This is a genomic window from Streptomyces sp. NPDC026672 (genome assembly GCF_040638185.1).
GTDB lineage: Bacteria > Actinomycetota > Actinomycetes > Streptomycetales > Streptomycetaceae > Streptomyces.
The window spans coordinates 72,403-96,975 of the sequence record NZ_JBEZXS010000012.1 but is presented as its reverse complement, the minus strand read 5'-3'; the positions used below and the strand labels follow the sequence as shown (position 1 = coordinate 96,975).

Genomic DNA, 24,573 nt, shown 5'->3' with positions numbered 1-24,573 from the left:
TGGCGTCCCTCCCGTGACCGGAAGGGACGCCACCGTACGAACGATGACGGGCACGGACGAATCCGCAACCGGAACCGCGACCGAAGACAGAACCGGAACCGGAAACGGAACCGGAAACGGTCAGACCGCGACCGGTGCCTGCTCGGCCGCCTCCGCCGCCCGCGGCCGGCCCGCCGAGCGCCGCGCGAGCACCCGGTCGAGGCCGAACGCGCCGGACCCGGTGAAGACCAGCAGCAGGAAGGCCCAGCAGAACAGGGCCGCCTGCTCGCCGCCGTTCTGGATCGGCCACAGGGCCGCCTCCTGGTGGACGTCGAAGTACGCGAAGGCCATCGAACCCGAGGCGACGAGCGCGGCGCCGCGGGTGCCGAGGCCGAGCAGCACCAGGCTGCCGGCGACGAGCTGGATCACCGCCGCGTACCAGCCGGGCCAGGTGCCGGCGTCCGTGGTGGTGCCGCCGAGCACACCGAAGAGCGTGGCGGTTCCGTGCACGGCGAACAGCAGGCCGATGACGATGCGGAACATGCCTATGACGTAGGGCTGGGCGCTGTCGAGGCGTCCGGACATGTGGGGGCAACTCCCTCGGTTTCGGTGTGACCGGCCGGGGTGACCGACCGGTCCGTGGGGGCACGGCGGTACCGATGAGGGATCAAGGTTAGGCAGACCTAATCTACGCTTGCAAGTTCAACATTTGGCCATGATTCCGTCTCTCCGGCCACCTCAGCCCCGGGAGTTGTCGCACGTAGCACGGCCCGCGCGACCGCGTCGGCGTCGGACAGCGTGACCGAATCGACTCCCGGCCGCACACCCGCCGCCGTCACCCAGTGCACGCCCTCGGTCGGCACCCCGAAGGCGAACCGGCGCGGGTGCGCACGGCCCTGACGGTCGATCAGACGGTACGGCCGCTCTGTTACGTCCACCCCACCCGTCTCGTAACCGTCCACGACATGCGGCCGGCACTCCCCCGCCCGCCACAGCCCCGCAAGCAACGCGTCGGCCGTGCGCCGCAGATCGGGTTCCGGCAGCCGGGCCTCGACCAGCGTCGTCACCCGCACCTGCGAACCGGGCACCCGGGGCGAACGGGCCACCCACGCGCCGTCCTGAGGCCGGACCTCCAGTCCCGGGCCGAGCACCGTCACCACGTCCGCCTCGACCAGCGCGAGAAGTTCCTCGACGCGGCGGCGTGGCGGGCCTATGGAGAGGAACGCGTTGAGCGGGGTGTACCAGCCGTCCAGGTCGTCCCGGCGCGACGTGCCGGACAGCCCCCCGTGGTCCACGACCAGCCGTATCTCGTTGCGCAGGTCGCGCAGCACGTCCAGCGCGGCCTTCAGCGGCCCGTCGACGTTCCCGAGCCGGGCCTCGGCCGCGTCCTCGCGCAGATGCCCGAGCAGCCACTCCCGCCACCGCGCCGTACCGCCGAACTCCCGCTCCCCGTACGGCCGGGCCAGCCGCTCCCAGTTCCACCGCGCGGCCCGCGCCACCCCGAACTCGTCGAGCAGCGCCGCCTCCCGGGGGTCGCCGTGCGGCAGCGCGAGGAACCGCTCCGCGAAGTCGCCGCGTCCTGCGGGCACTTCGGCGCCGGCCGAGAGGCGCAGGAGGGTGGCGTAGTAGACGGTCTCCACCTCCTTGGCCACCAGGGGCCACACGTCCGCGCGGAAGTCCGGGGCCTCGCCGGAGTCCGCGCGCTTGCGCAGGGCCGCCACCGCCTCCGGGGTGAGCACCAGCGGGGTGTGCCGGCCGTAGGGGCCCTTCGCGTTGTCGCCGCGCGCCTGGTACGGCACCCCGCGCCGCGAACCCGCGTACAGGCGCGGCTCCTCGCCCGACGGCAGGTAGCGCAACCCGCCGCCCTCGGTGGGCAGGAAGCGACCGCCGCGGCCGGTGGTCAACAGGGCCAGGTGGTCGAAGAAGTTGAGACCGAGCCCGCGCAGCAGCACGGGTTCGCCGGGCGCGAGCGCGGAGAGGTCGACGTCGGCGGGGTTGGCCGGCGGAATGTGGCGCAGCCCGTGCCGTCCGGCGTGCGCGGCGAGTTCGCGCAGGGCGGGGTCGGCGACCGCCGGGAGGTGCCCCTGCGCCAGCACGACGGCGGCGAGCCCGGTGAGGGTCCGCCCGTCGTCGAGCGTCAGCGTCTGCCGTCCGTCCGGGGCGTCGGCGAGCCGTACCGCGCGGGCCCGGTGCGTCTCGACCCGTACGTTCTCCGGTGCCCCGGCCACCAGCCGGGCGAACACCCACTCAAGGTAGCGGCCGTAGTGGGCGCGGGTCGGGTAGTCGTCCGGGCCCAGCTCACCGCCGGCCCATTCGTGCAGGCTCGGGCCGGGCAGGATCGGGCCCGAGCAGTCCACGCTGTCGTCCGTGAACAGCGTCACCTGCCCGGCGACGGTGTTCATCAGCAGCTCGGGCGACTGCGCGGCGCGCCAGACGCGGCCCGGCCCCGGCGGCGCCGGGTCGATCACGTGGACCGTCAACCGCGCGCCGGGCGGCAGGAGTTCGGGTGCGGAGGCGCAGAGGCGCTCCAGGACGCTGGTACCGCGGGGGCCGGCGCCGACCAGGGCGACGGAGACGACTGCGGATTCCTCGGTCGGTGCAGACAAAGGTGAGACTCCCGGGCGTGTGGGGCGCTTGGCAGCGGAACGGCCGTCGTAAGCGGACGGCCCGCTTCATCATGCCGGGGGCCGACACGGAAGCCAACGCGCGTCCCACAGGTCACAGTTGTCCCTCATGCACGGGTGAGGGTGGACTCCTCCACGGTTCGCAGGGTGCCGTCCTGCTGGGCCTGCTCCAGCCGCAGCGTGGCCGAACGGCCGCGCAGGGCAAGGGTCATGAGCTGGTTGCCGAACCAGGGGCCGCCGGTCTTCCGCCAGGCGACCGGCGGTCGGGGGCAGCGGCCGTGCCGTCGCAGGCGCCGCCCGAGCAGCCTGGCCGGCGCGCTCCAGCCGAACCGGAAGCCCATGCGTATCGAGAGCGGCACGGAGTTGTGCACGGGCGAGCAGGTGAGCTGGAGCACACGGGCGTCGGGCCCGCCGGAGGGCCAGGACGGCTCGGCGACGTACGCGTGGTGCACGTCCCCGGACAGCACGCAGATGGTGGCGGGCGCGTCCGGTCCCGACCCGGCCTCGGCGAGCAGCGCGCTCAGCATGGCGAAGGACGTGGGGAAGGCCGACCAGTGCTCCAGGTCGGCCGCGCGCCGCAGCCGCTCCCCGAAGCGGGCCCAGCGCGGCCCGCGGTCGCCCCGGCACAGCGCCGCGTCCCAGGTCTCGGCGTCGTGCACCAGGTGCGGCAGCAGCCAGGGCAGCGAGGTGCCGACGAGGAGGTGGTCGTAGGACCCGCGGTCGGCGAGGACCTGGTCGCGCAGCCACGCCTCCTCCCCCGGGTCGAGCATCGAGCGGCCGTCCTCGTCGAGCACGCGCGCGGCCCGGCTGTCGACCATGAGCAGCCGTACGCGGCCGAAGTCGCGGCGGTAGCTCCAGCGCACGGCGGCCGGGTCGGCGTCGGCCTTGGCGGCGAAGGCGCGCAGCGCGTCGGTGCCGTCGGGCACGGCGCGCACCTCGGCGTACAGCGGGTCGTCGGCCAGTTCGGCCGGGGAGAGGTTGCCGAGGTGCTGGTGGACCCAGTACGAGATCAGCCCGCTCAGCAGCCGCTCCTGCCACCAGTCGGTGGCCCGCATGTCGGCGAGCCAGGAGGCGGAGGTGTTCCAGTCGTCGATGAGGTCGTGGTCGTCGAAGATCATGCAACTGGGCACCGTGGACAGCAGCCAGCGCACCTCGGGGTCGAGCCAGGACTCGTAGTAGAGCCGGGTGTACTCCTCGTAGTCCGCGACCTCGCTGCCCGGGGGCTCGGTCAGGTCGCGGCGGGCGGCGAGCCAGCGGCGGGTGTCGTCGGAGGTCTCGTCGGCGTACACCTGGTCGCCCAACAGCAGCAGGACGTCCGGGCGTTCGCCCTCGGGGTCGGCGGCGATCCGGGCGGCGAGCGAGTCGAGGGCGTCGGGGCCGACGGGGTCGTGCGCGTCGGCCGGGGGCGCGGCCCAGCGGCAGGAGCCGAAGGCGACGCGGACGTCGGCCGTGCCGTCGGGGGTGCGGATGACGGAGGGCGGGAAGCGGGAATCCGGCGGCGGCCACACGCTCGCACCGTCGAGGAGCACCTCGTACGGCGTCGACGTGCCCGGGGTGAGCCCGTCGACCCGGATCAACGCGTAGTGGTGGCCCGCCACTTGGAAGGTGCGGGCGGTGCCGCCCGCCCCGTCGGCGCAGCGCACCTCGGCGGCGCACGGACGGCTCGTCTCGACCCAGACGGTCGCCGACGAGCCGTCGGCGTACCTCAACAGGGGCCCCAGGCACAGTCCGCCCACGATCACTCTCCTCCGTCGCCCCGTACGGTACGGAACGACGGGGGCGAGCGGGGAGGTTCCGACGTGGAGAATACGCACGGATGCGGGGCCGGGGGGCGTACGGGGGCGGTCAGCAGCCGCTCAGGTAGCTGGTGAGGGCCGTCTTCTCCGCGGAGTCGACGGAGAGGCCGTAGTAGTACTTCACCTGGACCCAGGCGCGGACGTAGGTGCAGCGGTAGGCCGTGCGCGACGGCATCCAGGTGGCCGGGTCCTGGTCGCCCTTGGACTGGTTGACGTTGTCGGTGACGGCGAGGAGCTGGGGGCGGGTGACGTCGTTGGCGAACGCCTGGCGCTGGGCGGTGGTCCACTTGCTCGCGCCGGAGTCCCACGCCTCGGCGAGCGGGACGAGGTGGTCGATGTCGACGTCGGAGGCGGCGCTCCAGGTGGCGCCGTCGTACGGGGAGTACCAACTGCCGCTCTGGGCGACGCAGGCGGAGTCGGTGACGACGTTGGAGCCGTCGCGCTTGAGGATGTACTCGCGGGTGTTGCAGGTGCCGCTGATGGTGATCCAGGTCGGGAAGAGGTCCCGGTTGTAGCCGGTGCGGTTCTCGGTGGCCACGGTGAGCTGGGAGAGGTAGCTGCGGGCGGTGGCGCCGCTGACCGGGGTGGGCAGGGCGGCGGAGGCGCTCGGCGAGTTGAACAGGGCGACGGAGGCGACCAGGCCGGTGAGGGCCGCGAGTATGCCGACACGTCGACGCGCGTAGAACTTCGGCATGCGAACTCCCTTGGAGGGTGAGGGTGTGGGAACCGCGGGCGGGGGAATGCTCGCGGCGCCGCATTGCGGGCAGGAGTGCGCCCGGTAAGAAGTTAGTGACGTGCACATGACACAACAAGACACGCGGTGGAATTGCCTCCGCGGTGACCGGCCCCACGGGTGAGACATCCGACGTCAGGGTCCAGGTGCGCGGTCCCGTACCATGGACGGCGTTGAAGGGGAGTAGCTCTTCGCCGGACCGTCGACACACTGCTCAGCACGTCTGAGCCGGCGCCCGGAGGCGAACCTCGTACGGGGTTGGCCAGCGAGACCTTCGGCAAGCAGTGCACGCCCGCGCCGGACGGCGGGGGCGCCCAGTGCGCTGTCCTGCCGGGGTGTCGTCGTGGCGAAGGACCCACACTCTCGGCGGGCGGCCCCCGACCGATTGAGGAACCTTGATCAGCTTGACCGTGACGGCACTCGTGTTCGGCGTCGTCTTCCTCGCCGAACTGCCGGACAAGACCGCGCTCGCCGGCCTCGTCCTCGGCACCCGCTACCGCGCCTCGTACGTCTTCGCGGGCGTCGCCGCCGCCTTCACGCTGCACGTCGCGCTCGCCGTCGCGGCCGGCAGCGTGCTGACCCTGCTCCCCCAGCAGATCGTGCACGCCCTGACCGGTGTGCTCTTCCTCGGCGGCGGGGCGATGCTGCTGCTGAAGAAGGACGACGGGGAGGAGCACGTGAGGCAACCCGAGAACCAGTCCTTCTGGAAGGTCGCCGGGGCGGGCTTCATGCTCATCCTGGTCGCCGAGTTCGGTGACCTCACGCAGATCATGACGGCCAACCTCGCGGCCCGTTACGACGATCCGCTCTCCGTCGGCGTCGGCGCGGTGCTGGCGCTGTGGGCGGTGGCCGGGCTCGGGATCGTGGGCGGGAAGGCGCTGATGAAGCGGGTGCCGCTGCGGTTGATCACGCGGGTCGCGGCGGTGCTGATGCTGGGCCTCGGGGTGTGGAGCCTGTGGGAGGCGGTGGCCGCGTGAACCAATCGCCGCACGGGTTGGACGCCGCGTGCGTCGAACGCCGGGTGAGCTGAACACCGGGTGAATGCTCGCGGGTGCGGTGGCGGGATGGCCTCCTCATTTTGTACCGTGGAGAAACAAAGTGGCTCCCGCCCGCTTCCCCTGACCGGCGGGCGGGGCCGCCTTGTCCCTGCCGGGGGCGCCGTGTGCCCCTCCGGGGGCCGCAGTCCCACAGGGGGCGCCCTCCGGGGTTCACCGCCCCTTCTTTCGGAAACCCGTCACTCCCGCCCCTGCCCCCGTCTCATCCCGTCCCCTCCCCGCCCCTCCCGTCCCACCTGGAGCCGCTCGTGCCGACCACCGTCCTCACCGCCCGCGCCCTGCTGCTCGACATGGACGGCACGCTCGTGAACTCGGACGCCGTCGTCGAGCGCGTCTGGCGGCGCTGGGCGGCCACCCACGGTCTGGACGGCGACGCGGTGTTCGGCGTGGTCCACGGCCGCCAGGGCCACGCCTCCATGGCCGTCCTGCTGCCCGACCGCACGCCGGAGGAGAACCACGCGGACAACGCGGTGCTGCTCGCGCAGGAGACGTCGGACATGGACGGCGTGATCGAGGTCCCGGGCGCCGCACGGTTCCTGGCCTCGCTGCGGGGCCTGCCGCACGCCCTGGTCACCTCGGCGGACGTCGCCCTGTCCACGGCCCGCATGGCCGCGGCCGGCCTCCCCCTGCCCGCGCTCCGGATCACGGCCGAGTCGGTGGGCGCGAGCAAGCCCGACCCCGAGGGCTTCCTGAAGGCGGCGGCCGACCTGGGCGTCTCCCCCGCGGACTGCGTCGTCTTCGAGGACTCGGGAGCGGGCATCGCGGCGGGGCTCGCGGCGGGCATGCGCGTGGTGGGCGTGGGCCCCAGGGCCGCCGCCCACCACCCGACGATCACGGTCCCCGACCTGACCCACGTCGAGGTGCACCCCACGGACACCCCGGACATCCACCTGCACATCAACTGACACGGCCGGCCCACCACTGACACGACGGGCCCACCGGGAACGGCCGAGGCCCGGAGCGGGGAACTCCCCACGCTCCGGGCCTCGATCATGTCCGCCCGCGGACGGTCACCGGTGGGCGCGGACGGTTTCGAACCGCCGACATCCTGCTTGTAAGGCAGGCGCTCTACCCCTGAGCTACGCACCCCGAATCGGTCGACAGCCTACATTGCCGCCGACGGTGCACCGCAAACCCGAATCAGGGGGTTACCCCCACCCCCGATCCGGTAGTGCGCAGGATCGTCGGCGGGGCGCCGGGTCCCTAGCGTCGTGGAGGTCACCATCGGTTCCTCCAGGGGGATTCTCATGAACCGTCGTCGTTCCGTTCCTGCCGTCGCCGGGCTCGGGGTGCTGCTCCTCGCGGTCACCGCCTGCGGCGCCTCCGCCTCCGGGGACGAGCACCCCGACCGGCGGAGCTTCCCGCTGCACGGGCGGGTGCTCACCGTGGACTCCGACGACTCGGCGCTGGAGATCGTCTCCGGCGGGAGCGGGGACCGGGTCCGGGTGACCCGCTGGTTCCAGGCGTCCGTCCTCGTCGGGCGCGACCCGCACGTCCGCTGGGCCATGAAGGACGACCGGCTCACCCTGCGGGTCACCTGCTCCGGCCTCGTCGCCGACTGCGCCGCCCGGCACCGGATCGAGGTCCCGCGCGGGGTCGCCGTCAAGGTGGCGGACGACGACGGCAGCGTCACGGCACGCGGGTTCCGCGACGCGCTGTCGGTCCGTACGCACGACGGGTCCGTGCGCGTCACCGACTCCACCGGCCCCCTGGACCTGCACACGGACGACGGCTCCGTACGCGCCGACGTCGCCTCCCGCCGGGTGCGCACGACCACCTCCGACGGCTCGGTACGGCTCCGGCTGCGCACCGTGCCCGACCTGGTGGACGCCCGCAGCTCCGACGGCTCCGTGACCGTCTCGCTGCCGCACGCGCCGTACCGCGTGAGCGCGCACAGCGACGACGGCGGCGTGCACGTGTCCGTGCCGCGCGACCCGGCGAGCGCCCACGAGGTCACCGCCCGCACCCGGGACGGGAAAGTCACGGTGCGAACCGCGAACTGACCGGGCCGTGTGTTCGTCCTTCACGGGTGGGACAATGGCACCAGCCCAGGGCGCAGCACAGCACGGGAGAGGGATGTGACGGCGACACCGGCCACGACACCTTCGCAGCCGCACCCGCCGTGCACACGGCCCAGGCGCGGACCCTCCGGACCCTCACCCTCGCCCCTGCGGGACGCCCTCACCCTCCTCGGCCTGCCCGTGCTCGTCGCCCTCGCGCTGCCCGTCGCGTTCGCCGGCGGCGGCACGCGCCGCTGGTTCGGCGGGCGGGCCGAGAACGAACGGGCGCAGGCGCAGGCCGCGAAGGACGACGCGGCCGCCGCGTTCTACGAACTGGACACCGCGCAACGGGACCTGCGGATCTCCGTGGAGACCATCACGGCCGTGGACGACTCCCCCGCCGCCCGCCGCGCCGTCGCCGACTTCGACGGTCTCGGCCGACGCATAGACGAGGCCAGCCACCGCTACATCGAGGCCGTGGACGCGCATGACCTCGACCGCGACGACCTGGAGGCGTCGGCCGCGGTCCGGGCGCGCACGGAACTGAGGGCCGCCAAGGACGAACTGGTCCGCGTCAAACAGGACCTGGACCGTTTCGGCGAGGGCCTGGGCCCGCTGCTCGGCAAGGCCGAGACCCAGCTCGCCCGGCTCGCGCCCGCCGTGGAGCGGGCCCGGCAGGCGCTGCTGGGCGCGTCGAACGCGCTGGACGCGGCCCGCGCCTCGGGGCTGGGCGCCGACGACCTCGCCGCCCGTCTCGCCGCGCTCGGGCCCGAGCTGACGAAGCTCAACCAGGGCGCCGGCCGGCACGGTGTGCCGCAGACCCTGGAGCGGGCCGAGCGGGTCGCCCGGGAGGCCGAGGCGATCCGGACGGAGGCGGAGCGGCTGCCGGAGAAGGCCGCGGAGATCGACCACCGGCTGGTCAGCCTGCGCACGCGCGCACAGGCGCTGACCACGCGTGCCGGGCAGGTCGATCCGGTGCTGAGCGAGCTGCGGCGCCGGTTCACGGCGGCCTGCTGGCAGGACCTCCAGCACGTGCCGGAGGAGGCCGGGCGCGACGTACGGCAGGCGGAGGCGAAGCTCGCGGAGGCGCGGGCCGCGCGGGACGCGCAGCGCTGGGCGGACGCGGCGGCGCTGCTGTCGACGGTGCGGGCGCTGCTGAACACCACCGACGAGGCGGTGTCGGCCGCGGGCGAGCGGCTGCGGCGGCTGAACGCCGTGCAGAAGGACCCGCAGCAGGAGATCGAGCGGACGCGGTTCGCGATCCGGGACGCGCAGCGGCTGGCCATGGCGGGCCGCTCGACGCCCGACCCGCGGCACGCGGGGCCGCTGGACGAGTCGGTGGCCCGGCTGGAGCGGGCGATCGCCACGCTGGAGGGGCGGCACCCGGACTACTGGCACTTCCTGACCGAGACGGAGGCGGTACGGCGGACCGTGGCGTCGGTCGTCTCGCGCATCCGTGAGGAACGCGGGGGCGGCCCGCACTGAGCGGCGGCGGTCCGTCCGGAACCGGCGTTTGCCGGGGGGCGGGGGTGGGCGGATATTGGGTAGTACGTACGGCCTCCACACGCGCCCAGGGAGGCGGAGATGGCTGCACACGCACTGCACTCGGCGTCGCGCAAGCGGATCCAGTTCGACGATCACCTGCCCGTCGATCACCGGCTGAGCCAGGTCTACCGGGTGGGAGCCGGCCTGATGGGGCTGTTCCTGCTCGCCTTCGGCATCCTCGGTCTGACGAACAACATCGGGTTCTTCGACACCGGCGACAACACCGCGCTCGGTCTGAACACCAACGGCACGCTGAGCGTGCTGTCGATCTGCGTCGGGCTGCTGCTGTGCGTGGGCATGGTCGTCGGCGGCAACTTCGCGTCGACGCTGAACATGGTGCTCGGGGTGCTGTTCATCCTGAGCGGGTTCCTGAACCTGGGACTGCTCGACACCGCCCACAACTTCCTCGCGTTCCGCATCCAGAACGTGCTGTTCAGCTTTGTCGTGGGGGTGCTGCTGATGTTCTTCGGGATGTACGGCAGGGTCAGTTCGACCCTCCCGCCCGACAACCCGTACTGGCGGGCGAGGCACCCTGAGGCGACGGCCGGGCCGCAGGAGCCTCCGGCACAGCACCGGGCCTGACGCGGCCGCAGCGGTTAGCCTGTGGGCATGCCTCGCTACGAGTACCGCTGCCGTGCCTGCGGCGACACGTTCGAACTGTCCCGGCCGATGGCTGAATCGGCGTCCCCTGCGGAGTGCCCTGCGGGTCACGCCGACACGGTGAAGTTGCTGTCGACGGTGGCTGTCGGCGGCGTCAGCACCGCGCCGCGGGCGCCGCGGGCGCCGCAGGCGGGGGGCGGGGGCGGGGGCGGTTGCTGCGGTGGCGGGTGCTGCGGGTAGGAACACGGCCGCGGCCCGGTGGGGGCTTGTCGCGCAGTTCCCCGCGCCCCTGGGGAGTCGGCGCCGAGGCCCGCTTCAGGAGCGCCCCGAAGGGGCGCGGGGAACTGCGCGAGCAACCACGACAAAGCCGCACCCGGCCAACGACCGCAACGCCCCGTCAGGGGCGCGGGGAACTGCGCGGCCAGCCCCCGCCGGGCCGCGGCCTCGACCGGGGCTCAGGTCGGAGCACTCCTGAGGCCGACCTCAGGGGCAACATCCCAGGGGCCCGGGGAACTGCGCGATCAGCCCCCGCCGGGCCGCAGGCGCGACCGGGGCTCAGGCCATCGGGCCCTGTTGGGCCGTCCTCAGGAGCTCTCTGAGGATTCGTTCGCCGGCCAGTACCCCCCGTTCCGGGAGGGCCGTGACCGTCGGGGTCGTCCAGTCCGTGTCGGCCAGTTCGCCGTGCCCGGGGCGCCAGCCCCGATCCGCGGCGAGGAGCAGATCGGCGTCCAAAACGGAGTCCCCCGCGGCCAGCGTCAGCTCCGCCCCCGTGCGGCGGGCGACCTCGCGCACGGCCGCGCTCTTGGTCAGCGGCTTCGGCACGGCGTACACCTTGCGGCCCTGGACGGACATCGTCCAACCGCGGTTCTCCGCCCACACCGCAAGCTCCTTGACCCATTCCTCGGGCAGCAGCTCACGCTCGACGACGAGGTAGACGAACAGGTCCTCGGCGACACGGTGCTTGCGCACCCACGCCGGATCGGCGCTGGCCTCCAGATGCTCCCGCACCTCCGCGAGCGGCGCGCACTCGTCGGCCAGCCGGGCCTGCACCGACGCGTGCCAGTCGGGGTCCGAGACCCCGTCCACCAGCAGGTGCCCCCCGTTGGCGCAGATCGCGTACGCCGGCGCCGGTCCGGGCAGGTTGATCCGCAGGTACTGCTTGCGGGTGCGGGTGGTCGTCGGGACGAACACCGCGGTGTCACCCAGCTCGGTCAGCAACCGGGACGCCGTCTCCGTCAGGTACGACAGCGGCCGACTCTCGTGGACCTCCACGCACAGCAGCCGGGGCGCCCGCGCGTCCGGCATGGTCAGCCCCAGGGCCGCCGCGGAGTAGATCAGCGTACGGTCGAGGTCGCTCGCCACCAGCACCGGCATCAGACGTTCACCGCCCGGCCGTCGGCACCCGTCGCCCCGCGCGTGTACTTGGGGTGGATCAACCCGACACAGGTGTACGGGAGTTCACCGACCTCCTCCACCGGTACGCCTCTCTGCTCGGCCAGCAGCCGCACGTGGTCGAGGTCGGCGCCCGCTCCGGCACGGGCCAGTATCCGCCAGGGCACCCGCCGCAGCAGCACCCGCGTGGTCTCGCCGACGCCGGGTTTGACGAGGTTGACGTCGTGGATGCCGTACTCCTCACTGATGCGCTCGACCGCCGCCCAGCCCTCCCAGGTGGGGGCGCGGTCGGTGGCGGCGAGCTCCTTCACCGCCGCGTCCACGGCGTCGGTGACCTCCGGGAAGCGGGCGGCGACGGTGTCCAGGAAGGCCACGGACACGTCGGCGCCGGCGAGTTCGCGGTAGAACTTCGCGCCGTGGAAGTCGTGCGGCCCGACGAGGTCCGCGCGCAGGACCGTGCGGGAGATCAGGCCGGAGACCGTGGAGTTGAGGCACGCCGACGGGATGAGGAAGTCGGCGCGGGTGCCGTACGTCCGTACGCAGGAGCCCGGGTCGGCGAGCACCGCGATCTCCGGGTCGAAGCCGGTGATGCCGTCGGACTCCTCGAACTCCCGTACGGCGTCGGCGAGTTCGCGGGTGATGGCGCCCTTGCCCGTCCAGCCGTCGACGAACACGACGTCCCGGGGGTCGTGGTGGGCGGCCAGCCAGCGCAGCGCGTTGGCGTCGATGCCGCGCCCGCGCACGATGGAGACGGCGTAGTGCGGCAGGTCCAGGTCGTACCGGAACCGCGCCCAGCGGCGCATCAGTATGCCCACGGGCGTACCGGCGCGGGCGAGGGAGACCAGCACCGGGCGCGGCGAGCGTTCGGCGACGACGGTCTCGGTGACGACGCCGACGGCCTGGGCGATCCGGGCGGCGGAGGTGGCGAGGGCCGCGTGGAACAGCTCCTGGTACTGGTCGCTGGGCTGGTACTCGACCGGCAGCGACTCGGCGTAGTGCGCGCCGCCGCTCTGGATGGCCTCCTCGCGCTCCTCGGTGGGCGCCTCCAGGGTCGTGTCCGAGAGGTCCTGGAGCAGCCAGCCGACCTCGTCGGGCGCGTACGAGGAGAATGCGGGGCCGCGGAGGGGCTCGGGCAGCATGGCCGGCCTTTCGGGTACGTACGGGGACTCGGGCACGTACGACGGTACGACGGCGAGCAGGACATGCGGGACATGCGCGCCGAGCTGGGCCAACAGCCCTTCGGGCGAGTGCAGTTCGGGGGTGTCGGCGGTGGAGTCGACGACGGCGACGACGGCGTCGAAGCCGGCGCCCGCGACGTTGTACGCGTAGCGCTCGCCGGGGCCGTCGGCCGGGTCGTCGTGGGCGGGGAAGACGAGGCGGCTGCGTATGGCGTAGCCGGGGTCGTCGACGGCGAGGACGGGTGAGCGGGTGGTGGTGGAGTAGCGCACCTCGCCGGGCACGAGGGGTTCCAGCTCGCGGGCGAGCCGCAGCGGCGCGTACATCAACTCCTCGAAGCCCAGCACGAGGACGCTCCGCGCGTCGGCCGGCAGGGCCTCGGCGATCCGGGCGCCCATCGTGGGCAGCGCGGTCTCCAGGCGAGTGCGGTGGGCGGGGGTGAACCCGTGTCGGCCGCCGTCCGGCAGGCGCCGGGGCCAGCGCAGTTCTATGCGTGAGGCGCGGTGACCGTTCGGGTGCGGGTCGGTGGGGGCTGGTCGCGCAGTTCCCCGCGCCCCTTCGGGGCGCTCCTGAAGCGGGCCTCGGGGCCAACTCCCCAGGGGCGCGGGGAACTCCGCGAGCGGCCACGACGGTGCCGCGGACGACGAACCACCCGCCGCACCCCCCTCGCCCTCGCCACCCTCACCCTCGTACCGGGCGACCAGTTGCCGGCCTTTTTCCAGGACGTCCGCCGGCAGGCGCACCGTTCCGGAGGCCGCCGCCACCAGGTCCACCCGCGCCCCGATCTCCGCCGCGAAATCCGCGAGGCGCCCCGCGTCGGCGGGCGACCGCATGTCGACCAGGGCCACCACGACGTACCGCTCGCGCGGATAACGGGCGTGCAGGTCACGGACGGTGTTGAGGACCGTGTTGCCGGTGGAGAACTCGTCGTCGACCAGCACCAGCGGCCCGTTCCCGGCGAGCAGCGCGGGGTCCTCGGGCAGCAGCAGGTGCGACGTGGCGTGGGAGTGGGCCTCCTCGAAGCCGCCCGCCCGCGCGACCCCGTCGACGGGCCGGCGCGTGGAGTGCAGGTACGGCGCGAGTCCGAGGCCGTCCGCGACGGAGTGGCCGAGTCCGGTCGCCGTCTCCGCGTACCCGAGCACCACCGCCGACGCCGCCTCCGTGTCGCCGAGCAGTTCGCGCACCCGGCGGCCGAGGGCGACCCCCTGTCCGTACACCACGGCCGGCGACTGGGGCACGTGCTTGCCGAGCACGTTGGAGACGAGCAGATGCGCGCGCTTGGGGTTGCGGCGTAGCGCGAGCCCCAGCAGGCCGGGCAGCGCGGCATCGCCCTCCAGCCGGACGCCGAGCCGCTCGGCGACCCAACTCCCGGACCAGACCCCGTCGTTCACTGCGTGATTCATGCGTCCCTCGGCTCGGCGGCGGTCACTCGGCTGTTCCGGCGGCGAGCAGCTCCACGAAGCCGGTGTCCTCGTGGGCCACGCCGAACACCTCGGCCCGCAGCAGGGTCCGCTCGGCCCAGGCGCGGTGCGGCTTCACCTCGTTCATCTTGTTCGTGTACGCCGACCTGAGCACGCCCCCGCCGCCGCGCTCGGGCCGCAGGATGTCCTGGGCGTCGCTGAACTCCTCGTGGCTCACCACGGACAGGGCGTGCACCGGCAGCACGTGGGAGGGGTGGATGCAGGTCTTGCCGAGCAGCCCGTTGGCCTGGTCGAGGGAGATCTCCCGCAGCAGGCCGTCCATGGCGTGCTCGATGAGGGTCTCACGCAGTTCGACGGCCTGCCCCTCCAGGAAGGGGCTGGTGCGCAGCAATGGCTTGAACATGCGCTCGGAGATGCGGAAGTACTCCCACACGGGCCCGGTGACCGTGAAGCCGGTGCCGTCGGCCCGCGCCAGCATGTTCACGACGTCGGCGATGACGGAGGCGACGATCTGCACGTCGTAGGCCGTCATGTCGGGCGCCCGGCGCAGTCCGTACGAGGAGCAGAAGTCGGTCACGCCGAGGCGCAGCGCGAGGACCCGGTCGCGGTACTTGTCGACCGCGCGGAAGATGCCCTCCAGGGTCTCCACCCGGGACTCGCGGTAGAGCAGTTCGGGCGACTCCAGGACGGGCATCGCGAACAGCCGCCGTCCGCTGGCGGCCTCGGCGCCGGAGAGCGCTTCCAGGAAGGGGATGCCGCGCTCCTCGGTGAACTTCGGCAGGACGAATCCGGACAGCAGCCGGACCGTGGGCCCGAGGCGGCGCACCAGGTCGGGGATCTGGCCGGGCGTACGGACGCGGATGAAGAGCAGCGGCAGCGTCGTGACCGGCCGGGAGTCCAGGTCGGCGAACTGGCGTACGAGGTTCTCCTCGCCCTCCAGCACCTCGGCGTCGGCGATGGAGTCCTCCAGGCACAGCACCATCGAGACCACACCGCGCTCGGCCTGCTTGACGACATCGTCGGCGAGCCTCGGCCGCGTGGCGGGGCTGTAGAGCGTGGCGCCCAGGGCGGCGGACAGCAGCCGGGCCGGGGAGTCGGCGGTGAACTCGCCCGGCTCCTGAAGGAAGAGGCGCTGCCGCACCTCAGGGGCGATGTGCCCGAAATGACGCATGGAACTCCCCCGTGGCACAAGGTGAGGCAGTGGATGTCGTGGATGGGTGGCCGGTAATAGTACGTACGGATCCATGTCGGAGGTTCCCGCGGGGCATGAATTTCAGGTAACGCAGGCACACATACCCATGGTGGACGGTGGTCGGCGCCGCGGCACCCCGCATTGTCGTGACCAGGACCGAGAGGGCAGGATGACCGCATGACGCACGCGATGCTGAAGGGGTCGAACGTCCCGCTGGAGGTCACGACGGTACGCGCCGTGCTGCGCTGGACCCCCGGGCAGGGGGTACCGGACATCGACGCGTCGGCGCTGCTCCTCGGCCCCGACGGTCGTGTGCGCTCCGACGAGGACTTCGTCTTCTACAACCAGCCCCGGCACCCTTCCGGGAAGGTGTGGCGGCTCGGCAAGAAGCGGACCGCCGAGGGCCTGACCGACACGATCCAGACGGATCTGACCGGTGTCGAGGGGGATGTCGGCCGGATCCTGCTGGTCGCCTCGGCGGACGGGGTCCCGTTCGACCAGGTGCGGTCGCTGCGGATCATGCTGTACGACGCGCAGGCGGCGGACGGGGAGGCGCTGGCGTACTTCGACGTCCAGCCGGAGACGGGTGCGGAGACGGCGCTGATCTGCGGGGAGCTGTACCGGCGGGGGGACTCCTGGAAGTTCCGGGCGCTCGGTGAGGGCTATTCGGACGGGTTGAAGGGGCTGGCGACGGACTTCGGGATCTCGGTGGACGAGTCCGAGGGGGAGCCCGAGCGGGAGCCGGAGCCTGCGGTGGCCCAGGCGGAGGTTTCGGTGCCGTTGCCTCCGGAGCAGCCGACCGCTGCGGTGCCTTCGCAGGCGGCTTCGGCGTATGGGTATCCGCAGCCGGCGTACGGGTATCCGCAGGCGGCGCAGACGGGGCAGGCCGCGGGGTACGGGTATCCGCCGCCTGTCACTGCCGTGCGGGGACCGGAGGTGCGGCTGCCGCCGCAGGGGCCGCAGTTCATACCTCGCTGAGTGGGGTTGCGCCCAGGGGGCGGGGGGCTGTCCAGGACGGCGCGTGCGGGCCGGTGGGGGCTGATCGCGCAGTTCCCCGCGCCCCTGACGGGGCGCTCCAGTCGGCGTTCCTGCTTACTCGACCTTTGTTTTGTAGCCTCGGCCCCATTGGAGGCCCCAGCCGTAGAGGCGGTCCAGTTCGCCCTGGAAGCCGTAGACGAACTTCACCTCGCGGCGGACCATCAGTTCGCCCTTGACGTTCTCGATCATCACCACCGCGCAGGAGCGGGCCTGGGGGTGGCGTTCGTCGAGGCCGATCTCGATGCGCGGGCCGTTGCTGGGGTACAGGGTCACGATCGCGTGCGTGCGGTCGAACGCGGGCGTCTGGTCGTAGATGTAGACGAACACCAGCAGGCGCTTGATGTTCTCGCGGTGGTCGAGGTTGACGTACATCGTCTCGCCGGACGCCGAGCCGAACCGGTCGTCGCCGCTGAGCTTGACGTACGGCGGTGCGTTCACGTCCCCGAGGTAGCCGCCGAGGGGCTGGACGACGCCCTTGGAGCCGTCCGCCAGCTCGTAGAGGCAGCCGAGGTCGAGGTCGACGTTGACCATGCTCTGCCCGTGTCCCATGACCTCCGGCGGCTTGAGCGCCTTGAAGGGGTGCCGGAACAGGCTCGTGCGCTCGACGCCCCCGATGTCGGACGTCCGCATCCGCCAGGCCAGGTTGACGCGCAGATGGCCCGTGGCCGCGTCCTGTTTGGTGAGCGACACCTGCTGGTGCCGCTTGGTGAGCTGGATGGAGTTCGTCGCGGCGCTGCCCGAGTCGAAGTCGGCCGCCCGTCCGCCCAGCAGTCCGTCGAAGAATCCCATTCCGCCCCCACTGCACCGGTGCACCTGTCCACGCCCGCGGGGCGGCCGGTGTACGGCCGCCCCGTCTTCAGAGCGTTCCTCGTCCGCAGGGGTGTCACACCCCGGTTTTCGGTCCCGGACGCCGGACCCCCGCCGTCAGACCCCGGACGGCACTTCCGTCTTCTCGTCCGAGCCGGCGCTGCCCTCGGCCGCCGCGAGCGCGCGGTTGCGGCGCACGGAGGACCAGAACGACCAGCCGATCAGGACGACGCCTACCAGACCGGTGATGACCTCGTTGATCTGGTACTGGATGGTGACCATGAGGATCACGGCCAGCGCGCCGATCGCGTAGTGGGCGCCGTGCTCCAGGTAGACGTAGTCGTCCAGGGTGCCCTGGCGGACCAGGTACACGGTGAGCGACCGGACGTACATCGCGCCGATGCCGAGGCCGAGGGCCATGAGGACGATGTCGTTGGTGATGGCGAACGCGCCGATCACGCCGTCGAAGGAGAAGGACGCGTCCAGGACCTCCAGGTAGAGGAACATGAAGAACGCGGCCTTGCCGGCCAGCAGGATCGCCGAACGTTTCTTCCCGCTGCGGACGGCCTCTTCCTCCTCCTCGTGCTCGCGTTCCTCCTGCGCCTCGAGCCGGTCCTCGAAGAAGCCGGAGAGGCCGCCGACGACCATGTACGTGATCAGGCCGGCGATGCCGGAGATCAGAACGGTCTGCGCCTTGTCGACATGGGCGCCGCCGTGCTGGTGGGCGTGGGTCGCGAAGGTGAAGGCGGTGATCAGCAGGACGACGAGGGCGATGCAGACCGACAGCATGTCGACCTTGCCGAGCTTCGCGAGGGGGCGCTCGATCCAGCGCAGCCACTGCACGTCCCGCTCCTCGAAGATGAAGTCGAGGAAGATCATCAGCAGGAACATGCCGCCGAAGGCCGCGATCGCCGGGTGGGCGTCGGTCACCAGTTCCTGGTAGCGGTCCTTGTTGTTGAGCGCGAGGTCGACCGCCTCGACGGGACCCATCTTGGCGCTGATGGCGACGATGACGACCGGGAAGACCAGCCGCATGCCGAAGACGGCGATGAGCACGCCGACCGTGAGGAAGATCTTCTGCCAGAAGGCGGACATCTTCTTCAGGATTCCGGCGTTGACCACCGCGTTGTCGAACGACAGCGAGATTTCGAGGACCGACAGGATGGCCACGATGCCGAATGCGGTCCACCCCCCGTAGAGAACCGCCAAGACCAGGCCGATCGCGGTGACCGCGAACGACCAGCCGAAGGTTTTCAGAAGCACTGGCTACCCCATCATGTGTAGGGGGCGCCCCCAGACGGTGTCTGAGAGAAGGTTTCCCCCGCGCCGTACTCGGCTTTACGAAACGTTGACTCCGAAGTCTAGAGCGATGCCCCTCAGCCCGGACGCGTACCCCTGTCCCACTGCCCGGAACTTCCATTCGCCCTGGTACCGGTAGAGCTCGCCGAAGATCATGGCGGTTTCGGTGGAAGCGTCCTCGCTGAGGTCGTAGCGCGCGAGTTCCTGGCCGTCGGCCTGGTTGACCACGCGGATGAACGCGTTGGAGACCTGGCCGAAGGTCTGGCCGCGCTCGTCGGCCATGTGGATCGAGACGGGGAAAATGATCTTGTCGCAGGTAGCGGGCACCTTCGGCAGGTCGACCAGGATGCTCTCGTCGTCGCCCTCGCCCTCACCGGTGAGGTTGTCGCCGGTGTGCTCGACCGAGCCGTCCGGACTCGTGAGCTGGTTGTAGAACACGAACCACTCGTCGCCCAGGACCCGTCCCTCGTGGCACAGCAGCGCGCTGGCGTCGAGATCGAAGGGGGCGCCGGTGGTCGAGCGGGCGTCCCAGCCGAGTCCGATCATGACGTTGGTGAGGTTCGGTGCGGCTTTCGAGAGGGAGACGTTCCCTCCCTTGGCGAGCGTGACGCCCATGGTGCTGGTCCTCCCCTTGGTGGTGCCTCTTCGGTTGTCCTGCGGGTCCGGCGCCGCGCGCGGGGGCGCGGCGCCGGACGGGGCGCCCGGTCGCCCGGCCTCAGACGTTGACGCCGAAGTCCTGCGCGATGCCGCGCAGCCCCGACGCGTAGCCCTGGCCGATGGCGCGGAACTTCCACTCCGCGCCGTTGCGGTACAGCTCGCCGAAGACCATCGCGGTCTCCGTGGAGGCGTCCTCGCTCAGGTCGTAGCGCGCGATCTCGGCGCCGCCGGCCTGGTTGACGACGCGGATGAACGCGTTGCGGACCTGGCCGAACGACTGCTGGCGGTTCTCCGCGTCGTAGATCGACACCGGGAAGACGATCTTGTCGACGTCGGCCGGGACGGTCGCGAGGTCGACCTTGATCTGCTCGTCGTCGCCCTCACCCTCACCGGTGAGGTTGTCGCCGGTGTGCTCGACCGAGCCGTCCGGGCTCTTGAGGTTGTTGAAGAAGACGAAGTTCTGGTCGCTGCCGACCTTGCCCGCCGTGTTCAGCAGCAGGGCGCTGGCGTCGAGGTCGAAGTCCGTGCCGGTCGTCGTACGGACGTCCCACCCCAGACCGACGATGACGGCGGTCAGGCCCGGGGCCTCCTTCGTCAGCGATACGTTGCCGCCCTTGCTCAGGCTGACTCCCACGAGTCCTCCATGTGGTGTCCAGGGGCGGGGAGCCCCGTCGTGCGTCGGATACCGGATCAACGATTCGATCCTAGTGACGGGTTCCCGCCGCCCGCAGGCCCTGGAGCCGAAGAATCACAGGGTGTCGAGCGCCTTCGTGTACGCGTCGAGGTCCCGGGCGTCGGGCATGTCGTTGACCACCGTCCAGCGCACGACACCCCGCTTGTCGATGATGAAGGTGCCGCGGACGGCGCAGCCCTTGTCCTCGGCGAGGACGCCGTAGGCGCGCGAGACCGCGCCGTGCGGCCAGAAATCGCTCAGCAGCGGGTACTCCAGGCCCTCCTGCTCGCCGAAGACGCGCAGGGTGGGGACGGAGTCGTTGGAGAGGGCGAGGAGCTGGGTGTCGTCGTTGACGAACCGCGGCAGGTTGTCGCGCAGTGCGCAGAGCTCGCCCGTGCACACGCTGGTGAAGGCGAAGGGGAAGAAGACCAGCACCACGTTCTTCTCGCCGCGGAACCGGGACAGCCGCACCGGGCGGCCGTGGTTGTCCTTGAGCTCGAAGTCGGGCGCCTCGTCGCCGACCTGGATCGTCATGATCCTGCATCCCTTCGGAGGGGCTGTTCGGGTGGGAGACACCCTACGCAGCACCCCGCGCAGGACATGCGGCGGCCGGGCCGGGCCTTTCGGCCCGGCCCGGCGAAACCAGCCCGTCCAGCTGCTCGGGGGTCAGCGCTTCGACTTGGCGGCCTTCGGCGTCACCAGACGCGAGCCGCTCCAGTCCTTGCCGACACTGACGCTCTTGGACGCCGAGAGCCCCGCGGTCGTCGCGGCCTCCGAGATGTCGCTCGGCTCCACGTACCCGGTACGGCCGGTCTTCGGCGTCAGGAGCAGGATGGATCCGCCCTCCTCGATGTACGTGGTGGCGTCCACCAGCGCATCGGTCAGGTCACCGTCCTCGTCGCGGAACCACAGCACAACGGCGTCGGCCACGTCGTCGTAGTCCTCGTCGACCAGGTCGCTGCCGATGACTTCCTCGATGGACTCGCGGAGCTCCTGGTCGACGTCGTCGTCGAAGCCGATCTCCTGGACCACCTGCTCGGGCTGGAACCCCAGCCTGCCGGCAGGGCTCGTCCGCTCCTCCGCGTGGTCCGCGGTCGCGCTCACGGGTTGCCTCCTGATCATGTCTTGGTGAATAACTCAGCCACGCGCGTGCGCGAAGCATTGGCCGTAGTCCACACGGGCGGGACGGATCGCGCAAGTACCCGGCCGTCCAGACCGCCGAAACGGTGACGATCCGGGCCGTGTCGCCGCAACTCCTGGCACGGTACCCCGATCCCGGGCGGCTCACATCACACCTTTCTGCCCCTTTTGTTCTCCGGGGAACCCTTCGAGGACCGAGCGATCGAACAGGTTCCCCAATCACCCCGGGTCACGGGCGTATCGTTCGTTTTGGTCGGGCCCGCCCGAGTCCGCCCCCTGTGTACCGGACGAACACCTCGATCACCCAGGGGTAAACCCCGGGGTAGAGATGACGCGGACCGTCGTGAGGTACACGATGGGGGACGGTGCAGGCACGGACGCGTACCGCGCAGACGCGACAACTCAGCCCTCCGACAGGTAAGGACCAGCGTGGCTTCCGGATCCGATCGAAACCCGATCATCATTGGCGGCCTTCCGAGTCAGGTTCCTGACTTCGACCCCGAAGAGACCCAGGAGTGGCTCGACTCCCTCGACGCCGCCGTGGACGAGCGCGGCCGGGAGCGGGCCCGCTATCTGATGCTCCGCCTGATCGAGCGGGCCCGCGAGAAGCGCGTGGCCGTGCCCGAGATGCGCAGCACGGACTACGTCAACACCATCGCCACCAAGGACGAGCCGTTCTTCCCCGGCAACGAGGAGATCGAGCGCAAGATCCTCAACGCGACCCGCTGGAACGCGGCCGTCATGGTCTCCCGCGCCCAGCGTCCGGGCATCGGCGTCGGCGGCCACATCGCCACCTTCGCCTCCTCCGCCTCCCTCTACGACGTCGGCTTCAACCACTTCTTCCGCGGCAAGGACGAGGGGGACGGCGGCGACCAGGTCTTCTTCCAGGGCCACGCCTCCCCGGGCATCTACGCGCGGGCGTTCCTGCTCGACCGGCTCAGCGAGGCGCAGCTGGACGGCTTCCGCCAGGAGAAGTCGAAGTACCCCGACGGGCTGTCCAGCTACCCGCACCCGCGCTCCATGCCGGACTTCTGGGAGTTCCCGACCGTCTCCATGGGCCTCGGCCCGCTCGGCGCGATCTACCAGGCGCGAATGAACCGCTACATGGAGGCGCGCGGCATCGCGGACACCTCCAGGTCGCACGTGTGGGCGTTCCTCGGCGACGGGGAGATGGACGAGCCCGAGTCGCTGGGCCAGCTGTCCATCGCCGCCCGCGAGGGCCTCGACAACCTGACCTTCGTCGTCAACTGCAACCTCCAGCGGCTCGACGGTCCCGTACGCGGCAACGGCAAGATCATCCAGGAGCTGGAGTCGGTCTTCCGGGGCGCCGGGTGGAACGTCATCAAGCTGGTCTGGGACCGCACCTGGGACCCGCTGCTGGCCCTGGACCGCGACGGCGTGCTGGTCAACCGCATGAACACCACGCCGGACGGACAGTTCCAGACGTACGCCACCGAGTCGGGCGCGTACATCCGCGACCGCTTCTTCGGGGACGACCACCGGCTGCGCGCCATGGTCGAGAACATGACCGACGACCAGATCCTGCACCTGGGGCGCGGCGGCCACGACCACCGAAAGATCTTCGCGGCGTTCTCGGCGGCCAAGGCGCACAAGGGCCAGCCGACGGTGATCCTCGCCAAGACGATCAAGGGCTGGACGCTGGGCCCCAACTTCGAGGGCCGCAACGCCACGCACCAGATGAAGAAGCTGACGGTCGCCGACCTCAAGGGCTTCCGCGACCGGCTGCACCTGCCGATCTCCGACCGAGAGCTGGAGTCCGGCCTGCCGCCGTACTACCACCCGGGTCGGGACTCGGAGGAGATCCAGTACATGCACGACCGGCGCAAGGGGCTCGGCGGATACGTCCCGACCCGTGTCGTGCGCTCGGCGCCGCTGGCACTGCCGGACGACAAGACGTACGCGACCGTGAAGAAGGGGACGGGCCAGCAGTCCATCGCGACGACCATGGCCTTTGTCCGCCTCCTCAAGGACCTCATGCGGGACAAGGAACTCGGCCGCCGGTTTGTGCTGATCGCGCCGGACGAGTACCGCACGTTCGGCATGGACTCCTTCTTCCCGAGTGCGAAGATCTACAATCCGCTCGGGCAGCAGTACGAGTCGGTGGACCGCGAGCTGCTGCTGGCGTACAAGGAGTCGCCGACGGGCCAGATGCTGCACGACGGCATCTCGGAGGCGGGCTGCACGGCGTCGCTGATCGCGGCGGGCTCGGCGTACGCGACGCACGGCGAGCCGCTGATCCCGGTGTACGTCTTCTACTCGATGTTCGGTTTCCAGCGCACGGGTGACCAGTTCTGGCAGATGGCCGACCAGCTGGCGCGCGGCTTCGTCCTGGGCGCGACCGCGGGGCGCACGACGCTGACCGGTGAGGGGCTCCAGCACGCCGACGGCCACTCGCAGCTGCTCGCCTCGACCAACCCGGCGTGCGTGGCGTACGACCCGGCGTACGGGTACGAGATCGCGCACATCGTGCAGGACGGTCTGCGGCGGATGTACGGCGGGGACGCCGAGCACCCGCACGGCGAGGACGTCTTCTACTACCTCACCGTCTACAACGAGCCGATCCGGCACCCGGCCGAGCCGGCCGACGTGGACGTCGAGGGCATCCTCAAGGGCATCCACCGGCTGAGCGCGGGCACGGCCGGGACGGTGCCGGCGCAGGTGCTGGCGTCCGGGGTGGCCGTGCCGTGGGCGCTGGAGGCTCAGCGGCTCCTCGCGAACGACTGGAACGTGCGGGCCGACGTGTGGTCGGCGACGTCCTGGAACGAGCTGCGGCGCGAGGCGGTGGACGTCGAGCGGTACAACCTCCTCCACCCGGAGGAGGAGCAGCGGGTGCCGTACGTGACGCGGAAGCTGAGCGGGGCGGAGGGGCCGTTCGTGGCCGTGTCCGACTGGATGCGGTCGGTTCCGGACCAGATCGCGCGGTGGGTGCCCGGCACGTACCAGTCCCTGGGGGCCGACGGGTTCGGGTTCGCGGACACGCGGGGCGGGGCGCGGCGGTTCTTCCACATCGACGCGGAGTCGATCGTGGTGGCGGTGCTGACGGAGCTCGCGCGGGAGGGGAAGGTCGACCGCTCGGTGCTGAAGCAGGCGATCGACCGTTACCAGCTCCTGGACGTCAGCGCGGCGGATCCGGGGGCGGCGGGCGGCGACGCGTAACGCTGCGCTGAGCCCGGGCCGCTTTTGAGTGGGCGCGGGTGGCACCTGGCCGGGCGCGAGCCGTACTCCCCGGCACCAGGTGATCACCGCCCGCGCCCGCCCGCGTCACGAAGCGCCGTGCGTCGTCCGCGGCATCGCCGTGGCTGGTCGCGCCCACGCGGCGGAGCCGCACATCGATACAGCCCCGCGCCCCTTCGGGGCGCACACTGCGCTCCCCGGCACCAGGTGATCACCGCCCGCGCCCGCCCGCGCCACGATCCGCCGTGCGT

The 24,573-nt window shown here is 71.6% G+C and carries 21 protein-coding genes and 1 tRNA gene; 8 read left to right on the top strand and 14 right to left on the bottom strand.

What is annotated here, in order from left to right; all coding sequences use genetic code 11:
• Window positions 1-120: 120 nt before the first annotated feature.
• The 4 genes from AB0F77_RS16485 to AB0F77_RS16470 form a co-directional block, all read right to left on the bottom strand.
• Window positions 121-564, bottom strand: a complete 444-nt coding sequence (locus AB0F77_RS16485; RefSeq protein WP_361948017.1) for a DoxX family protein — start codon at window positions 562-564, stop codon at window positions 121-123.
• Between the two features lie 98 nt (window positions 565-662).
• Window positions 663-2,585: an FAD/NAD(P)-binding protein gene (locus AB0F77_RS16480; RefSeq protein ID WP_361948014.1), complete on the bottom strand. Its 1,923-nt coding sequence runs from the start codon at window positions 2,583-2,585 to the stop codon at window positions 663-665.
• 125 nt (window positions 2,586-2,710) lie between these two features.
• Window positions 2,711-4,339, bottom strand: a complete 1,629-nt coding sequence (locus tag AB0F77_RS16475; protein WP_361948011.1) for an alkaline phosphatase D family protein — start codon at window positions 4,337-4,339, stop codon at window positions 2,711-2,713.
• Between the two features lie 109 nt (window positions 4,340-4,448).
• Window positions 4,449-5,093 (bottom strand): HNH endonuclease family protein, encoded by a 645-nt coding sequence (locus tag AB0F77_RS16470; protein WP_361948009.1) that lies wholly within the window; start codon window positions 5,091-5,093, stop codon window positions 4,449-4,451.
• A 434-nt stretch (window positions 5,094-5,527) separates the two neighbouring features.
• Here AB0F77_RS16470 and AB0F77_RS16465 point away from each other — a divergent pair, with 434 nt between their 5' ends.
• Together AB0F77_RS16465 and AB0F77_RS16460 are read left to right on the top strand one after the other, a co-directional pair.
• Window positions 5,528-6,109, top strand: a complete 582-nt coding sequence (locus AB0F77_RS16465) for a TMEM165/GDT1 family protein (protein ID WP_361948006.1) — start codon at window positions 5,528-5,530, stop codon at window positions 6,107-6,109.
• A 326-nt stretch (window positions 6,110-6,435) separates the two neighbouring features.
• Entirely contained in the window at window positions 6,436-7,092 is a 657-nt protein-coding gene (locus AB0F77_RS16460; RefSeq protein ID WP_361948003.1) for an HAD-IA family hydrolase, read from the top strand.
• Window positions 7,093-7,204: 112 nt separating this feature from the next.
• Here AB0F77_RS16460 and AB0F77_RS16455 read toward each other — a convergent pair.
• Window positions 7,205-7,276, bottom strand: a tRNA-Val gene (locus tag AB0F77_RS16455).
• Window positions 7,277-7,434: 158 nt separating this feature from the next.
• Here AB0F77_RS16455 and AB0F77_RS16450 point away from each other — a divergent pair.
• The 4 genes from AB0F77_RS16450 to AB0F77_RS16435 all read left to right on the top strand — a co-directional run bounded on the left by AB0F77_RS16450 (window position 7,435) and on the right by AB0F77_RS16435 (window position 10,572).
• Entirely contained in the window at window positions 7,435-8,190 is a 756-nt protein-coding gene (locus tag AB0F77_RS16450) for a DUF4097 family beta strand repeat-containing protein (protein ID WP_361948000.1), read from the top strand.
• 75 nt (window positions 8,191-8,265) lie between these two features.
• On the top strand, window positions 8,266-9,672 hold the full coding sequence (locus AB0F77_RS16445) for a hypothetical protein (protein ID WP_361947997.1): 1,407 nt from the start codon (window positions 8,266-8,268) through the stop codon (window positions 9,670-9,672).
• Between the two features lie 99 nt (window positions 9,673-9,771).
• The gene (locus tag AB0F77_RS16440) at window positions 9,772-10,314 is read left to right on the top strand and encodes a DUF4383 domain-containing protein (protein ID WP_361947994.1); all 543 of its coding nucleotides are present in this window, start codon (window positions 9,772-9,774) and stop codon (window positions 10,312-10,314) included.
• Between the two features lie 27 nt (window positions 10,315-10,341).
• Window positions 10,342-10,572 carry a zinc ribbon domain-containing protein gene (locus AB0F77_RS16435; RefSeq protein WP_361947991.1) on the top strand — a complete coding sequence of 77 codons (231 nt, stop codon included), beginning with the start codon at window positions 10,342-10,344 and terminating at the stop codon, window positions 10,570-10,572.
• Between the two features lie 315 nt (window positions 10,573-10,887).
• On the opposite strand, the gene AB0F77_RS16430 is transcribed toward AB0F77_RS16435, so the two are convergent.
• The 3 genes from AB0F77_RS16430 to AB0F77_RS16420 are packed head-to-tail and all read right to left on the bottom strand — an operon-like array spanning window position 10,888 to window position 15,492.
• On the bottom strand, window positions 10,888-11,706 hold the full coding sequence (locus tag AB0F77_RS16430; RefSeq protein ID WP_361947988.1) for an HAD family hydrolase: 819 nt from the start codon (window positions 11,704-11,706) through the stop codon (window positions 10,888-10,890).
• Complete coding sequence (locus tag AB0F77_RS16425; RefSeq protein WP_361947985.1) at window positions 11,706-14,303, bottom strand: phosphoribosyltransferase; 2,598 nt, start codon at window positions 14,301-14,303, stop codon at window positions 11,706-11,708. The genes AB0F77_RS16430 and AB0F77_RS16425 overlap by 1 nt, the downstream gene beginning before the upstream one ends.
• Window positions 14,304-14,325: 22 nt before the next feature.
• Window positions 14,326-15,492: an HpcH/HpaI aldolase/citrate lyase family protein gene (locus AB0F77_RS16420; protein WP_361947982.1), complete on the bottom strand. Its 1,167-nt coding sequence runs from the start codon at window positions 15,490-15,492 to the stop codon at window positions 14,326-14,328.
• A 198-nt stretch (window positions 15,493-15,690) separates the two neighbouring features.
• Here AB0F77_RS16420 and AB0F77_RS16415 point away from each other — a divergent pair, with 198 nt between their 5' ends.
• Entirely contained in the window at window positions 15,691-16,491 is an 801-nt protein-coding gene (locus tag AB0F77_RS16415) for a TerD family protein (protein ID WP_361947979.1), read from the top strand.
• Window positions 16,492-16,605: 114 nt separating this feature from the next.
• Here the strand turns inward: AB0F77_RS16415 and AB0F77_RS16410 are convergent, their stop codons facing one another.
• From AB0F77_RS16410 to AB0F77_RS16385, 6 genes are all read right to left on the bottom strand, one after another.
• Entirely contained in the window at window positions 16,606-17,340 is a 735-nt protein-coding gene (locus AB0F77_RS16410; RefSeq protein ID WP_361947976.1) for a Tellurium resistance, read from the bottom strand.
• A 135-nt stretch (window positions 17,341-17,475) separates the two neighbouring features.
• Entirely contained in the window at window positions 17,476-18,621 is a 1,146-nt protein-coding gene (locus tag AB0F77_RS16405) for a DUF475 domain-containing protein (protein WP_361947973.1), read from the bottom strand.
• Between the two features lie 75 nt (window positions 18,622-18,696).
• Entirely contained in the window at window positions 18,697-19,272 is a 576-nt protein-coding gene (locus tag AB0F77_RS16400; RefSeq protein WP_361947970.1) for a TerD family protein, read from the bottom strand.
• 100 nt (window positions 19,273-19,372) lie between these two features.
• On the bottom strand, window positions 19,373-19,948 hold the full coding sequence (locus AB0F77_RS16395; RefSeq protein ID WP_361947967.1) for a TerD family protein: 576 nt from the start codon (window positions 19,946-19,948) through the stop codon (window positions 19,373-19,375).
• Between the two features lie 114 nt (window positions 19,949-20,062).
• Window positions 20,063-20,521 carry a peroxiredoxin gene (locus AB0F77_RS16390; RefSeq protein WP_361947964.1) on the bottom strand — a complete coding sequence of 153 codons (459 nt, stop codon included), beginning with the start codon at window positions 20,519-20,521 and terminating at the stop codon, window positions 20,063-20,065.
• A gap of 132 nt (window positions 20,522-20,653) precedes the next feature.
• Complete coding sequence (locus tag AB0F77_RS16385) at window positions 20,654-21,091, bottom strand: DUF3052 domain-containing protein (protein ID WP_361947961.1); 438 nt, start codon at window positions 21,089-21,091, stop codon at window positions 20,654-20,656.
• Between the two features lie 465 nt (window positions 21,092-21,556).
• Between AB0F77_RS16385 and aceE the strand changes: the two genes are divergently transcribed.
• Window positions 21,557-24,304, top strand: coding sequence for a pyruvate dehydrogenase (acetyl-transferring), homodimeric type (aceE, locus tag AB0F77_RS16380; RefSeq protein ID WP_361947958.1), 2,748 nt, complete (start codon window positions 21,557-21,559; stop codon window positions 24,302-24,304).
• Window positions 24,305-24,573 lie beyond the last annotated feature (269 nt).